Annotated in this window: 15 protein-coding genes; 7 read left to right on the top strand and 8 right to left on the bottom strand. The window is 67.3% G+C overall.

All coding sequences use genetic code 11. The annotated features are described in order from the left end of the window. Positions 1 to 26: 26 nt before the first annotated feature. Together OJF58_RS26065 and OJF58_RS26060 are read left to right on the top strand one after the other, a co-directional pair. The gene (locus tag OJF58_RS26065) at positions 27 to 2,240 is read left to right on the top strand and encodes a molybdopterin-dependent oxidoreductase (RefSeq protein WP_300780799.1); all 2,214 of its coding nucleotides are present in this window, start codon (positions 27 to 29) and stop codon (positions 2,238 to 2,240) included. A 17-nt stretch (positions 2,241 to 2,257) separates the two neighbouring features. Further along, on the top strand, positions 2,258 to 2,656 hold the full coding sequence (locus OJF58_RS26060; RefSeq protein ID WP_300780797.1) for a VOC family protein: 399 nt from the start codon (positions 2,258 to 2,260) through the stop codon (positions 2,654 to 2,656). 2 nt (positions 2,657 to 2,658) lie between these two features. Here the strand turns inward: OJF58_RS26060 and OJF58_RS26055 are convergent, their stop codons facing one another. From OJF58_RS26055 to OJF58_RS26040, 4 genes are all read right to left on the bottom strand, one after another. Further along, positions 2,659 to 2,823 carry a hypothetical protein gene (locus OJF58_RS26055; protein WP_300780796.1) on the bottom strand — a complete coding sequence of 55 codons (165 nt, stop codon included), beginning with the start codon at positions 2,821 to 2,823 and terminating at the stop codon, positions 2,659 to 2,661. Between the two features lie 131 nt (positions 2,824 to 2,954). Then, positions 2,955 to 3,596: a phosphatase PAP2 family protein gene (locus tag OJF58_RS26050; protein ID WP_300780795.1), complete on the bottom strand. Its 642-nt coding sequence runs from the start codon at positions 3,594 to 3,596 to the stop codon at positions 2,955 to 2,957. A 57-nt stretch (positions 3,597 to 3,653) separates the two neighbouring features. Beyond that, positions 3,654 to 4,202, bottom strand: a complete 549-nt coding sequence (locus tag OJF58_RS26045) for a hypothetical protein (RefSeq protein WP_300780793.1) — start codon at positions 4,200 to 4,202, stop codon at positions 3,654 to 3,656. A 116-nt stretch (positions 4,203 to 4,318) separates the two neighbouring features. Beyond that, positions 4,319 to 5,926 carry a GMC family oxidoreductase N-terminal domain-containing protein gene (locus OJF58_RS26040; RefSeq protein ID WP_300780792.1) on the bottom strand — a complete coding sequence of 536 codons (1,608 nt, stop codon included), beginning with the start codon at positions 5,924 to 5,926 and terminating at the stop codon, positions 4,319 to 4,321. Between the two features lie 552 nt (positions 5,927 to 6,478). Between OJF58_RS26040 and OJF58_RS26035 the strand changes: the two genes are divergently transcribed. Next, positions 6,479 to 7,453 (top strand): aldo/keto reductase, encoded by a 975-nt coding sequence (locus OJF58_RS26035; RefSeq protein ID WP_300780791.1) that lies wholly within the window; start codon positions 6,479 to 6,481, stop codon positions 7,451 to 7,453. 11 nt (positions 7,454 to 7,464) lie between these two features. On the opposite strand, the gene OJF58_RS26030 is transcribed toward OJF58_RS26035, so the two are convergent. Then, entirely contained in the window at positions 7,465 to 7,707 is a 243-nt protein-coding gene (locus OJF58_RS26030) for a hypothetical protein (RefSeq protein ID WP_300780790.1), read from the bottom strand. Positions 7,708 to 7,865: 158 nt separating this feature from the next. Here OJF58_RS26030 and OJF58_RS26025 point away from each other — a divergent pair, with 158 nt between their 5' ends. Both OJF58_RS26025 and OJF58_RS26020 read left to right on the top strand, forming a co-directional pair. Further along, positions 7,866 to 9,773 carry an AsmA family protein gene (locus OJF58_RS26025; protein ID WP_300780788.1) on the top strand — a complete coding sequence of 636 codons (1,908 nt, stop codon included), beginning with the start codon at positions 7,866 to 7,868 and terminating at the stop codon, positions 9,771 to 9,773. 83 nt (positions 9,774 to 9,856) lie between these two features. Further along, the gene (locus OJF58_RS26020; RefSeq protein WP_300780786.1) at positions 9,857 to 10,057 is read left to right on the top strand and encodes a hypothetical protein; all 201 of its coding nucleotides are present in this window, start codon (positions 9,857 to 9,859) and stop codon (positions 10,055 to 10,057) included. A gap of 22 nt (positions 10,058 to 10,079) precedes the next feature. Here the strand turns inward: OJF58_RS26020 and OJF58_RS26015 are convergent, their stop codons facing one another. Together OJF58_RS26015 and OJF58_RS26010 are read right to left on the bottom strand one after the other, a co-directional pair. Then, positions 10,080 to 10,325: a hypothetical protein gene (locus OJF58_RS26015; RefSeq protein ID WP_300780785.1), complete on the bottom strand. Its 246-nt coding sequence runs from the start codon at positions 10,323 to 10,325 to the stop codon at positions 10,080 to 10,082. A gap of 48 nt (positions 10,326 to 10,373) precedes the next feature. Beyond that, on the bottom strand, positions 10,374 to 10,838 hold the full coding sequence (locus OJF58_RS26010; protein ID WP_300780783.1) for a YbaK/EbsC family protein: 465 nt from the start codon (positions 10,836 to 10,838) through the stop codon (positions 10,374 to 10,376). Between the two features lie 169 nt (positions 10,839 to 11,007). Here OJF58_RS26010 and OJF58_RS26005 point away from each other — a divergent pair, with 169 nt between their 5' ends. Beyond that, positions 11,008 to 11,850 (top strand): amidohydrolase family protein, encoded by an 843-nt coding sequence (locus OJF58_RS26005; RefSeq protein WP_300780782.1) that lies wholly within the window; start codon positions 11,008 to 11,010, stop codon positions 11,848 to 11,850. A 145-nt stretch (positions 11,851 to 11,995) separates the two neighbouring features. Here OJF58_RS26005 and OJF58_RS26000 read toward each other — a convergent pair whose 3' ends face one another. Continuing rightward, complete coding sequence (locus tag OJF58_RS26000; RefSeq protein ID WP_300780780.1) at positions 11,996 to 12,517, bottom strand: pyridoxamine 5'-phosphate oxidase family protein; 522 nt, start codon at positions 12,515 to 12,517, stop codon at positions 11,996 to 11,998. Positions 12,518 to 12,694: 177 nt separating this feature from the next. Between OJF58_RS26000 and OJF58_RS25995 the strand changes: the two genes are divergently transcribed. Beyond that, entirely contained in the window at positions 12,695 to 14,005 is a 1,311-nt protein-coding gene (locus OJF58_RS25995) for an MFS transporter (RefSeq protein WP_300780779.1), read from the top strand. The last annotated feature ends 9 nt before the right edge of the window (positions 14,006 to 14,014 follow it).

Raw genomic sequence — 14,014 nt, 5'->3', positions numbered from 1 at the left:
TCGCTCTGCGCAAGAGGTCGCGACGAATGCCGGATCAGACGATCTACCAGAGGCCGCGCCGCCCCGGCCGGGCGGGCGAGACGGTGGTCACCAGCACCTGCGGGCACAATTGCGGCGGACGGTGCGTGGTGAACGCTCATGTGGTCGAGGGCCGCATCGTCAAAATCTCGACCGACCCGGCGCGCTGGCGGCCGGAGCTGCCGGCGCTCCATGCCTGCGCCCGTGGCGTGGGACAGATCGAGCGGGTCTATCATCCGGACCGGCTGAAATATCCCATGCGGCGCACCGGCCCGCGCGCCGCCGGGCAATTCGAGCGGATCTCGTGGGACGAGGCGCTCGACCATGTGGCGCGCGAGATGCTGCGCATCCGCCGCGAGCACGGCAACGCCGCCATCCTCAACGCCTCGCGCTCGGGCAGCCTCTCGATGCTGCACGGCGGCGGCGTCGCCAAGCGCTTCTTCTACAAGTTCGGCGGCTGCACCGATCTCTGGTCGAACATGTCGGCCGAGGCCGAGATCTTCGCCGTGCGCATGACCTTCGGCGCCAGGGCCGAGTACAAGAGCGCCGGCCGCGAGCCGACCGACTACGTGAACTCGAAGCTGATCCTGATGTGGGGCTGGAGCCCGGGCGACGGCACCTTCGGTACCGGCACGCTGCAATATCTCAAGGAGGCGAGGAAGAAGGGCGTGCGCATCGTTTGCGTCGATCCGCGGCGCACGCGCACCAGCCTGGCGCTGGCCGACGAGCACATCTTCATCAGGCCCTCGACCGACGCGGCCGCGCTGATCGCGATGGCCCAGGTGATCGTGAGCGAGGGCCTGCACGACCAGGCCTATTGCGATCGCCACGTGCTGGGCTTCGACGAGGCGCACCTGCCAGCGGACGCGCCGGCCGGCGCCTCCTATCGCGCCTACCTGATGGGCGAGAGCGACGGCGTGCCGAAGACGCCGGAATGGGCCGAGGCGCGTTGCGGCATCCCGGCGGAGACGATCCGGCGCCTCGCGATCGAGTTCGCCACAGCCAAGCCTGCGGCCCTGCAGTGCGGCTATGCGCCCGGCCGCACGGCGTTCGGCGAGCAGTTCCATCGCGCCGCCTATGCACTCGCCGCCATCACCGGCAATGTCGGCATCGCCGGCGGCAACTCCGGCGTCAGCAACGGCGCCACCGGCCGCTGCGGCATCCGGAGCCTGCCGACCGGCGACAATCCGATCGACGCCCGCGTCTCCTCGCCGTTGCTGGCCGACCTGCTGGCGCGCGGCCGGGCCGGCGGCTATCCGGCCGACATCCGGATGATCTATTCGGCCGGCGGCGATCTCTTCAACCAGTGCCCCAACGCCAACAAGATGGCGGCGTCGCTGGATGGCGTGGAGCTGATCGTCGTGCAGGACCACTTCGTGACGCCGACCGCGCGCCATGCCGACATCCTGTTGCCGGCGACCACCTTCTGGGAGCGGAACGACGTGCACACGCCGTGGGCTGGCGCGGGGCACTACGCGATCTACATGAAGCAGGCGATCGCGCCGATGTACGAATGCCGCAACGACATCGACATCTTCGCCGAGCTCGCGCGCCGCGTCGGTATCGCCGACTACAACGACCGCAGCGAGGAGGAATGGCTGCGCGAGCTCACGCGCGACGCGATCGACGACTTCGACGCCTTCGCGGAGAACGGCGTCGCGCGATTGGCGCCGCCGAACGACGCCGTCGCCTTCGCCGCGCAGATCCGCGATCCGGAGAACCACACGTTCACGACCCCCTCCGGCAGGATCGAGATCTATTCCATGACGCTCGCGGCCAGGCCCGACCCCTACGGTCTCGGCCGCATCCCGCCGATCCCGACCTGGATCGAGCCGCATGGGCCCGAGCCGCGCCATCCGCTGATGCTCTGCAGTCCCAAGTCGCGGGCGCGCACCCATTCGATCCACGGCAACCAGCCACTGCTGGCGCGCGTCGATCCCGACGACATCTGGATGAACCCGGCCGATGCCTCGGCGCGTGGCATCGCCGATGGCCAGATGGTCCGCGTCTTCAACGACCGCGGATCGACGCGGCTGCCGGTCAAGGTCACGGCGCGCATCGCGCCGGGCGTCGTCTCGATCAAGGAGGGCGCCTGGTTCACGCCCGACGCCCGCGGCACCGACACGAGCGGTTGCGCCAACGCGCTCACCGCCGACCGCTCCGCCCCCTGCGGCGCCACGACCTACAACACGAATCTGGTCGAGGTCGAGCGGGCGGCTTGACACAAGGAGGCATGGCCATGCCCATCACCATCGATCGCGTCGATCACATCGTGCTGAACTGCCGGGACGTCGAGACCACGGTGGCGTGGTACCAGCGTGTGCTCGGCATGACGCGCGAGGAGTTCGGCGACTATCGGCATACGGCGCTGAAGTTCGGCCGGCAGAAGTTCAACGTCCGGCCGAGCGGCAAGAAGGACTGGTGGTCGGTCGAGAACGACGGCCCCGGCGCGCTCGATCTCTGCTTCATCACCCGGCAGCGGCCGGACGAGGTGATGGCGCATCTCGAGGCCTGCGGCGTGAAGATCGAGCGCGGTCCTTCGCAGCAGATCGGGGCGCTGGGGCCGATGACCTCCGTCTATTGCTACGATCCGGACGGCAATCTCGTCGAGATTGCGAGCTACCCCGACGGCGCCTGACCTCAGCCAGCACGGCGCCAGACGAGCGCCAGACCCCAGGCGCGCCGCAGCCGCGCCCTGAGGCCGTCGAGCCGGCCCACCGCCAGCCGGTGGTCGCGCCGGCGGATCAGGATGTCCTCGAACAGCGGCACGATGTTGTCGTCGTGAATGTGATCGTAGTTGGCCATTGTTGGTCTCCGGGGGAGAGACGGGCGTGGCGTTCATTCTTTCGCCGCATTCTAGAGGACGGCGAGTGACCTTCGAGGGACGTTGCGATCCCTCCTTCACTTCCTTCGCCGGTGTGGCCGGCAGGCCACAGTCAACGGCAGGCGGAGAAGGGCCAGAAGGTGAAGGCCATCGACTTGATGGTGTCCTCCGCCGGCAGGTGCGTGCCATGCAGCAGGATCAGGATGACGAGCCCGACCGCGAGCACGTGCCAGAGCCGGACCCTGGGCGAGGGGACGCCGGCGAACGCCGTGGAGGAGACGGCGCCGCCCACGCCGATCATGCCGCCGGCCAGCACTTCCGCCGGCGAATGCACGCCGAGGCTGAGCCGCGACGCGCCGAACACGATGGCGCAGAGCACGGCGACGGCCAGCGTGCAGGCGATCAGCCAGTATCTGTTGCTGGTGACCGACCGCATGACGATGCCCGCCAGCCCGCCATAGACGACGGCCGCCGCCGCCGTGTGCCCGCTCGGGCTCACGATGCCCGCCGCGGGGATCAGATGGCCGCAGGCGAGGAAGGCGAGCTTCAGCACCAGCATCAGGCCGAGCGTGGCGCCCACGGCAACCGTCCAGGCGAGGGCGCCGCGACGCCAGCCCGACACCAGGAAGATCAGGGCGATGGCCGCCGCCAGCGGCAGGATGACGGCTTGATCGCCGAAGTCCGTTATGAAGTCGATTATGGAATGGAGATTGAACATCCGTCGCCGCGGACAATAGCGAAGCCCGGCGTGCATCCAAGCATCGACATGTGTTTTCGGTGCGACAAAACCCGGCCCGCCCGCGGCGTGCGGTCACCACCCGGCCGCGCCGGTGCCGAGGCCCCGGCCAGCCGCCGTCCCGTCGCGCGCCAGGTTCCGGCGCAGCTCCCGCCAGCCGGCCGCCGTCACCTCGAAAGGCATCGTTCCGGGCAGGTCGTAGGGCCGGGTCTGATCCGGCTGCAGCGGGATCTCGCGACGTTCCACGTAGCGCAGGCTCACCAGGCTCTCGAACCACCGCTGGCGGGTCGTGATGAGCGGCACCTCGACGCGGCGCAGGCCACTCATGAACTGGACACCGAGGAACCGCTTCTGCTCGGGCGTGAGCTTGTCGAAGGTGCAGCCGAGGCCGGGTGCGACAAGGCGCCGTGCCATCCACGAAGCCGCGTAGAGAAGCACCAGTCCTGCGATCGCGAGAACCAGCAGGACGAGGAAGGCGCTGCCGGCCTTTCCCCATCGCGCGGCGCCGGCCGCAGCCTGATAGGCCACCTGCTGGACTTCATGCCGCCAATGAATGAGGCTTGCCAGGGCGAATGCCATGGCCAGCGCCCCCCACACCGATCCGCGCGTCAGTTTTCGTCTCACGGCCGCATCCCCAGGTTGCCGGGCCGTTCCCCGGGATCATCTAACGACGCGGGTGCCGCTTCTGTCCAGCGCCGGCAGCCGGCGACGGGAGGATCTTCGGTGGGATGCCGTGGACGCTATCGCGCGGCGGCCCGCACCATATCGGCGCATTTCTCGCCGATCATGATCGAGGGCGCGTTGGTGTTGCCGGCGACGATCGTCGGCATGATCGAGGCGTCGGCGACGCGCAGGCCGGCGATGCCGAGCAGGCGGAGCTGCGGATCGACCACGGCGTCGACCTCGCGACCCATGCGGCAGGTGCCGACGGGATGGAGGTTGGAGACGCCGCGCGCGCGGATATCCGCCCTCAGATCGGCTTCGCCGACGACATGGGGGCCGGGCAGGATTTCCTCGACGACGAACGGCCTCAGCGCCGGTTGGCGCGCGATCTCGCGGCAGATCCGCATGCCCTCGATCAGCGCCTGGAAATCGTAGGCGCTCTTCAGGAAGTTGAAGCGGATCTCGGGCGCTGCCAATGGATCGGGCGACCTGAGGCGCACCGTGCCACGACCGTCGGGCCTGAGATGCACGGGGCTGAGGCCGAAGGCGGAGAAGGGCTGCGGCACGACGCCGTTGCGGTTCCGCTCCTTCACCGCCCAGGCGAACATGTTGATCTGCAGGTCCGGCCGCTCCAGCCGCTTGTCGCTTCGCACGAGCGCGCCGACGAACAGGCCCATACTGGCGAGCGGCCCGGTCTGGCCGAAGGCGTACTGCAGCACCGCCTTCAGGCGATGGCGCAGGCTGATCGCGAGATCGTTCATGGTGACCGGCTCGGCGCAACGATAGGCGACGTAGGTGTTGAAGTGATCGTGCAGATGGCTTCCGACACCCGGCATGTCGCGCACCACCGCGATGCCGTGCCGCCTGAGGTGCTCGGCCGGACCGAGGCCCGAGAGCATCAAGAGCTGCGGCGAGCCGTAGACGCCGCCCGACACGATCACCTCGCGCCGCGCAGTGGCCCGCACGAGGCCCGCGAGGGTCCGATACTCGACGCCGACCGCGCGACCCTTCTCGATCAGGATGCGCGTGGCATGGGCGCCGGTGGCGATCGTGAGGTTCCGGCGTCGGCGCGCATTGCCGAGATAGGCGCGCGCACTCGACCAGCGGCGCGCCTTGTCGATGGTGGTCTGGTAGTACCCTACGCCTTCCTGGCGGGCGCCGTTGAAATCGGGATTGGCCGGGATGCCGGCCTGCACGGCCGCGTCGTGCATCGCACGGGCGAGGGTTGGCTGCCAGCGGTGGTCGCTCACCTTGAGCGGTCCGCCGGTGCCGTGGAAGGCATCGGCCCCGCGCACATTGTCCTCGGCACGCTTGAAATAGGGCAAGACCGACTCGTAGTCCCAGCCCTCGCAGCCGCGCTGCCGCCACTCGTCGTAGTCGGCGGCGTTGCCGCGCATATAGACCATGCCGTTGATCGAGCTGGTGCCGCCCAGCACCTTGCCGCGCGGCTGGTACAGGATGCGGTCGTTGAGCTCGGGCTCGGGCTCGGAGTCGAACATCCAGTTCACGCGCGGATTGTTGAAGGTCTTGTGGTAGCCGAGCGGGATATGGATCCAGGGGTAGATGTCGCGCGGCCCGGCCTCCAGCAGCAGGACGCGATGCTGGCCGTCCTCGCTCAGCCTTCCGGCGACGGCGCACCCCGCCGATCCGGCGCCGGTGACGATGAAATCGTAGGCCTCGTCCATGCGCGCCGGGAGGGTAGGGCTTTTCCGGCTGGAGGCCAGCCGCAGCGGAGGTGCAGTGTTCGAGAAGCGAAATCGGGAGGTCGCCCGGGAGGCGGCACTTGATCAAATAGAAGTAACAAAATTGCGGGCCCTCAAAATACTGGGAGAGCACCATCCATTGTCCGGCGGAAACTATGAATAATATAAGCCTCCCGGGCTTCGTCCCCCCAAAGGTAGAACGTCTCGCCGAACGCCCGCACAATGGGGCCAATTCGCACCTGCGTCAAGGACTTTGACCACAGAATTGTCACAGGGGTCACAGCCGGAAAGACATGTCAAATCAACGATTTACTTAAATGTGTGAAAGTAACGAGTTACTTGAGTTATCTCTTATATTAGATTAGGAAGATGGCATAACAGGTTGATCGAAGACGGGAAATTACGACGGCTACGATTCGAGTCCGACAACTGAGTGTGTGTTTCAAAGCCTCGCCAACCCCACCACACACCTAAGGCGGGGCTTTTTCTTTTGCCTGCCGGATGCAGCGGGGCCTGCGTGCTAGAAGGCCTGGCATGAAAACCAGGCTTCTCGGCCGGACCGGGCTCACCGTTTCCGAGCTCTGCTTCGGCACCATGTCGTTCGGCGGGGACGCCGACGAGCCCATGTCGGCGGCCATGTACAAGGCGTGCCGCGACGCCGGCATCAACTTCTTCGACTGCGCCGATGCCTACGCAAACGGCAAGTCGGAGGAGATCCTCGGCCGGCTGATGAAGGGGCATCGCGACGAGCTGGTGCTCACCACCAAGTGCTTCAATGCGACCGGCCCGGACGTCAATGCGCGCGGCCTGTCCCGCCGCCACATCGCCCGCGCGGTCGAGGCGAGCCTGAAGCGCCTTCAGACGGACCGCATCGATGTGCTGTTCCTGCATCAATGGGACAAGCTGACGCCGATCGAGGAGTCCATGCGGGCGCTCGAGGATCTCGTGCGGTCGGGGAAGGTCGTCTATCCGGCGATCAGCAACTGGGCGGCCTGGCAGATCCAGCGCGCGGTCGATATCGAGGAGCGCCACGGCTGGGCGAGGCTGCAGGTGCTGCAGCCGATGTACAATCTCGTGAAGCGCCAGGCCGAGGTCGAAATCCTGCCGATGGCCGAAGCCAACGGCCTCGGCGTGACGCCGTACAGTCCGGGTGCGGCGGGATTGCTGTCGGGCAAGTATTTCGGCCAGGCCTCGGGCCGGCTGCGCACCAACAAGATGTACGAGTCCCGCTATGGCGAGCCGTGGATGGTCGAGGTGGCGGAGAAGTATGTCGCGTTCTGCCGGCAGCAAGGCCTGCATCCGGTCAGCACGGCAATCGCCTGGGTCGGCTCACACCCGGCCGTGACCTCGCCGATCGTCGGCGCCCGCAATGTCGAGCAGCTCGGAGCTTCGCTGGCCGCGGTGGATGTCGACATGACGCCGGCGCTGCGGGCGGAGATCGCCGATCTCTCCCGCACGCCGCCCCCCGCCACCGACCGCTCGGAAGAGCAGAAGGCGGCGAGGGCCTGAGGCAAGCGCGACTAGTGCTTCAGCGGCCGCGGCTTGATGATGTCGCCGCGGCTGTCATAGACGTTGCCGTACTCGTCGAAGATGAAGGTGTTCGCCGCGCGCTCGTCGAGGCGAGGCGCCTGGGCCTGCTGCGGGCGCACCTGCATCCTAGTGGCAGCGTCACCGCGAGGAGCGGAGGCGACGTTGGTCTGCGCCATGGCGGTCGATGCCGCCAGCGCCAGCGCGGCCGAGACGATCATCGAGATCCTGATCATGTCGTTCTCCTTTCGAACGGGTGAAATCAACGAAATCGGGCCGCAAAAGTTTCTGTGGATTCGACGCTCGCCGCCCCCGTGTTGCCTCAATTGGCTCCCGCGGAGGAACCGCCGGACGGCCGGATCGTTCGCCCTCGCGAGCAGAGCTGTTGGAGGCCATGGCGCGCATCGCGAAGATCCTCGGCTGGTCGGCGGGCATCCTCGTCGTGCTCGGGGTGGTCGCCGCTGGCGCGCTCTACCTGTTCGCGACCTCCACCTGGGTCCGCAGCCAGGTCGAAGGCCGCGCCAGCGCCTACTCCGGCCGCACGACGACCATCGGCGACATCAGGATCGACTGGGGCAGCACGGCGCACGTGCGGCTCGAGAACGTCCAGGTGGCCAATTCGAGCTGGGGCAAGGCCCCGTACATGCTGAAGGCCGACGAAGTCGACTTCGACATTCGTCTCTGGCCGCTGCTGCGCGGCGATTTCGTGCTGCCGCATCTCACCCTGCGCAAGCCGGAGGTCTATATCGAGCGCAACGACAAGGGCCAGACGAACTGGGACTTCGGCCAGAGCCCGGTGACGGTGGGGGCGGCAAAGGCGGTGGCGCCCAGGGAGCGGCACCAGACGCCGCTCGTCGGCCGGCTCGAGATCGACGACGGGCGCGTGGGCTACAGCGACCTCGAGCGCAAGATCGAGCTCGGCGGCACGATCTCGACGGCGACAGGCGAGGCCGGCGGCCAGCCCGAGGCAAAGCTCGATCTTGCCGGCAAGCTCGAGAACCAGCCGCTCGAGGCGCATTTCGTGGGCGGCTCGGCGCTCATGCTGCGGCAGACCGACAAGCCCTATCCGGTCGCTCTCGACATCGCCTACGGCGCGACCAGGCTCACGGTGAAGGGCACGTTGCAGGACCCGATCCAGTGGAAGGGGGCGAACGTCGACATCACGCTCGCCGGCCCGAACCTCGCCGACGTCTATCCCTTGCTCGGCATTCCGGGCCCGCGCACCTCACCCTATCGCATCACCGGCCGCCTCGATCGTGAGCCGGGCATCTGGAAGGTGACGGGATCGACCTGGCACGTCGGTGACAGCGACCTCGCCGGTGACATCGCGATCGACGAGCGCCGGACGCCTTCGCATCTCACCGCCCGGCTGGTCTCGCAGCATCTCGCCTTTGCCGACCTCGCGCCGGTCGTCGGCGCCTCGCCGGGCAAGCGCGGCAACGTCTCGCAGCAGCAGGCCGCGACCGAACGGAAACTCGAGGCCGAGGGCGAGCTGTTCCCGGATGTGCCGCTCCATTTCGAACGCCTGAGAGCGATGGACATGGACGTCTCGCTCGACGCCAGACGTGTCGTGGCTCCTTCCTATCTTCCCGTGACGGCGCTCGCCCTGAGCGTCCATGTCGAGAACGGCGTGGCTACGGTCCATCCGCTCGACCTGGCGATTGCCGGCGGCGGCGCCAGTGGCGAGATCCGGGTCGACGCACACGCCGACACGCCGAGAGTGCGTGCCGACCTTGCGCTCAGGAACCTCGACTTCGGCGCCTTCTTCCGTGGCTCGCGCTTCTTCGATGCCACCAGGGGCAAGATCCAGGGACGAGTCTCGATCGCCGGCGCCGGCCGCTCCTTGGCCGAGATCATGGGCGGGGCGAACGGCCAGGTCGCGCTTGCGATGGCCGGCGGCTCGGTCAGCGACCTGATGGTCAGCCTCGCCGGCCTGCAGATCGTCGATGCACTGGTGCTCTACGTGACGGGCGATCACCGCATTCCCATTCACTGCGCGTTAGGCCGCCTCGACATCGAGCGGGGCACGGCGACCTTCGAGAAGACCGTTCTGGATACGCAGAAGTCGGTCCTGCATGTCGAGGGCCGGGTCGGTCTGCGATCTCAGGTCGTCGATGTCACCATCACGACGGATCCCAAGAAATTCGATCTCCTGGATCTGCACGGGCCGGTGACGGTGAAAGGCAAGATCCGCAAGCCCGTGATCGCCGTGAAGGTTCCAATCCCGCATCCCGTGATCGGCGACGCCAGGGATGTCGCCTGCCAGGCGCTCACCGAGCGGCTGCTGTCCGGCAAGCCCTGACGCTTTGTCGGTCGCGGCGGCCGGTGTATGCAGCGGCGTCAGCCGTGCTCTGCGGGTGCGGCGAAGCCATCGCGGAGCGGCGCATGTGGTTCGTGTTCGAGGCGGAGTATCAGATCGAGAATGGCCGGGCCAACTGGAACAAGCCCATCCCCGAAACCATGGTCTGGCATGGCCCGTTCACGACCGCCGAGGAAGCCGACCAGGTCGTGCGCGGCCGCATGTGGGCCAGGATCGACGTCTACGCGCACAAGGCGCGTGCCGTGGACTTGACGGTGAAGAGCTGATGCCGAGGCGCCGGACAGGACGCTATTCGGTCTTCACGCAATCGAACGCGGCGGTCGTGCCGGTCTGGGCGACGAAGCGCGCGGCGCGCCGCTTGTCGCGGCAGTAGCTCTCGGCCAGCGAGAAGGCGGCCTGCGCGTTCGTGGCGTTCGTGACCTGAACCGACACGGCATTGCCGGTGATGGTCTCGCCGTTGGGGCCACGCGAGGTCTCGAGATTGCTGCTCGAGCAGCCGGCGACGAGAAGGGCGATGAGGAGGGTCCGCTTCATGCCGCCGAGCTTAGCGCCGTTTGACCGTCGATCAACGGTCCTGTCCGCTCAGCCGCGGTCGCATACATCGACCCACTCGGCGCCGACGAGCGTCGCCAGCCGCTTCGGATCGATGCGCAACGCGCTGTTGGCCGAGCCGGCGGCCGGCAGCACCTCGTCGAAAGCCTGCAGCGAGACATCGCAGTAGACGGGCAGCGGCGTCGTGAGCCCGAACGGGCAGACGCCGCCCACCGGATGGCTCGTGAGCGCGAGCACGTCGGGGGCCGCGAGCATGCTCGCCTTGCCGCCCAGCACGTCCTTTACCTTGCGGTTGTTCAGCCGCGCGTCACCGCAGGTCACGACCAGAAGATTGCGATCGCGGATGCGCAACGACAGCGTCTTGGCGATCTGCGCCGGCGTCACGCCATGTCCCCTGGCGGCCAGCTCGACCGTCGCGGTGCTGCCGTCGAGCTCGACGATCTCGATATCGGGGGCGTGGCTGGCGAGGAAGGCGCGTACGGTCTCGACGGTCATGTCTCGGCAACTCTATCGGGTGGGCAAGGCCCGGAACTATGCTCGATCGCGGCCGGGCCTGCCATGCCGGTTCGCCAGTCGATAGGGACAATGGCCGTTGCAGGCCCTGCGCTTGAAGGCGCGTGGGCCAGAGCCTAGCCTCGCCGCCAAACCAAACGGAGGAGAAGTCATGCCGGTCATCGATGCCCAGGTTCATTGCTACGAGCGCAATCATCCGGGGCGTCCGTGGCACGAGGTGCTGGCCGGTCCGCCCGAGGTGACCGGCGCGGACATGGTGAAGGCGATGAACGAGGTCGGCGTCGACGGCGCGTTGCTCGTCTCGGTCTTCACCATGTATCGCTGGGACGCGAGCTATGCGCTCGCGGTCCGCAAGGCGCACCCCGACCGGTTCGCCGTCATCAAGCCGGTCGATCCGAACGATCCAAAGGTCGCCGAGACGATCGCCGAGTGGGCGAAAATGGACGGCACTGTCGCCATCCGCATCATGATGCGACCGGACGTGTCGACGGATGCGGCCGATCCGGGCATCAATCGCGTGCTGGCCGCCGCGGCCAGGCACAGCCTGCCGGTCAACCTGCTGTGCTGGGGAAGGCTTGAGCAGGCGGGCCAGATGGCCGCGCGCAATCCCGACACGCAGCTCGTGATCGATCACCTGGGGCTGCAGCAGCCGTTCGCGCCGCCGGCGCCGCCGCAGCCGTGGGCCGACCTGCCGAAGCTCCTGGCGCTCAGCGCCCACAAGAACGTCGCGGTCAAGATCACCGGCGCCTGCACGCTCTCCCATCAGCCCTTTCCCTACAAGGACATCTGGGATCCGCTCGCGAAGATCTTCGACAGCTTTGGACTCGATCGCTGCCTCTGGGGCACCGACTGGACACGGGCGGTGGGCTTGCTCACCTACAGGCAGGGCGTCGAGGCCTTTCGCGTCACCGATCGGCTGTCCGATGGCGATCGCGCCATGCTGATGGGCGGCGCGCTGCAGAAGATCTACGGCTGGGCGCCGAAGAAGCGCTGATCTCGCGACTGCTGCCGCGCTCTGTCATGCTCGGTGGCCACAAGCCTGTGTCCTCCCGAGCTGGGCGAGGGATCTTTTGTGGCATCGATCAAGGATCCCCTTCACTTCGTTCGGGATGACATGGGAGTGAATCGCGGCCTGCATCTCACGGCCGGCCGAAGGTCGCGATGCGATCGACGTTGCAGACGAAGAGCACGCGCTTCTCGTCGATCGCCGGATCGCGCAAGCCGTAGGGCGGCGGATTGCCGGTATACTTGGTCCAGATCTTGTCGAGCTGCCGGGTGACGCGCTCGCCGCCGCGATCCCATTCGCGCTCCTCGCGCTCGACGGTGCATTTGAGCTGGACCCAGTGATAGGGATTGTCGGGATTGACGATCAGGATCGTGAGCCTGGGATTCCTGCGGATCCACTCGCACTTCCGGCGATGCGAGGCGGTGTTCACCAGCACCTTGTCGCCTTCGTAGTCGAACCACATCGGCGTGAGCCCGATCCGGCCGTCGGGGCCGATCAGGCCGAGCGTGACCGTGATCGGCCGATCGAGCAGCGCCTTGTACACCGGGTCGAGGTCGGACAGACCCTTGATGCCGATCCGCTCGCCGACGGCGAACTGGCCTTCCTGCAGGCCGCCGGAGACGTCCCGGAACTTCGCGACTGTGATGCTTGTCATGTTCCCTCCTGCTCCTGCCGTTATCGTTGGCAGCGAGTGTAGATCATTTGTCATCGTCAGCGCTGATTTGCTGTTTTCTGCTTGAAAATCAGGTCATTAGACGAATTTATTGCGGTTCCTGTGCGCCTCCGCCCGCTAACTATGCTAGGCTGTGCACTTTGACCGGTGGGGAAGTGAATGCAGACGACGGTTCCGCTCGAGACGGGCTCCGGGGCGGGTAGCAGGGCGGCGAAGCGGGTGCCGATCAAGGTCGTGGCGGCCACGGTCGCCGGCAATGCGATCGAGTTCTTCGACTTCATCGCCTATGCCTACTTCGCGGTCTATATCGGCCGCACGTTCTTTCCGGCCTCAACCCCCTTCATGAGCCTGCTGCTGTCGGTGGGGGTGTTCGGCGTGGGCTTCGTGTTCCGGCCGCTGGGCGGCGTGATCATCGGCGCCTATGCCGACCGCGCCGGCCGCAAGCCCGCGATGCTGCTCACGATCGTGCTCATCACGGCCGGAACGATGGCGCTCGCGCTCACGCCGTCCTACGCCTCGATCGGCATCGCCGCGCCGATCATCGTCGTCGTCTGCCGGCTGGTGCAGGGCCTGGCGCTGGGCGGGGAAGTTGGTCCGGCGAGCGTCTTCCTGATCGAGATCGCGCCGGCGGGCAAGCGCGGCCTTTACTCGAGCTGGCAGCTCGCCAGCCAGGGACTGGCGGCGCTCGCCGCCAGCGGCTGCGGCCTGCTGCTCTCGTACCTGCTGTCGCCCGCCGACCTGGCCGCCTGGGGCTGGCGCGTGCCGTTCGTGCTCTGCCTCGCCCTCATCCCCGTCGCGCTGTTCCTGCGGCGCGCCATGCCGGAGACGCTGCAGGCGCCGAAGCGGAAAGTCGCCGAGCCGCAGCCGGAACGGGCCGATGTCTGGGCGTACAGCGGGTTCATCCTGATCGCCGTGCTGATCATCATGGGCGCCACGGTCTCGACCTACGCCGCGAACTACATGACCACCTATGCGATCGCGACGCTGCATTTTCCGGCATCGACCGCGCTCGCCGCGACGGTCATCGGCGGCGTCAGCACTTTCCTTTTCGCGCTGGTGGGAGGATGGCTGGCCGACCGGCACGGCAGGCGCATGGTGATGCTTCTGCCGCGGCTTGCACTGACGATCGCGACCTGGCCGCTCTTCCTGCTGATCGATCTGTGGCCGGGGCCGGCGACACTCTACGCGACGACGATCGCGCTGACGGGCCTCACGGCGATCAGCGCCACCGCTTGCTTCGTGGCCATTCCGGAGCTGCTGCCGCGCACCATTCGCGCCACCGGCCTCTCGATCGCCTACGCGGTCGGCGTGTCGCTGTTCGGCGGCAGCACCCAGTTCGTCATCACCTGGCTGCTGGGCGCGACGGGCAATCCCAGCTCGCCAGCCTGGTATGTGACGGCGACCAGCCTCATCTCCCTCATTGCCATGCTGGCCGTGCCCGAAAGCCGCGGCCGCCAACTCGAGAGATGAGGCCCGAGA

It is taken from the genome of Enhydrobacter sp. (assembly GCF_030246845.1).
GTDB lineage: Bacteria > Pseudomonadota > Alphaproteobacteria > Reyranellales > Reyranellaceae > Reyranella.
This window is presented reverse-complemented; position numbering and strand designations above follow the sequence as displayed.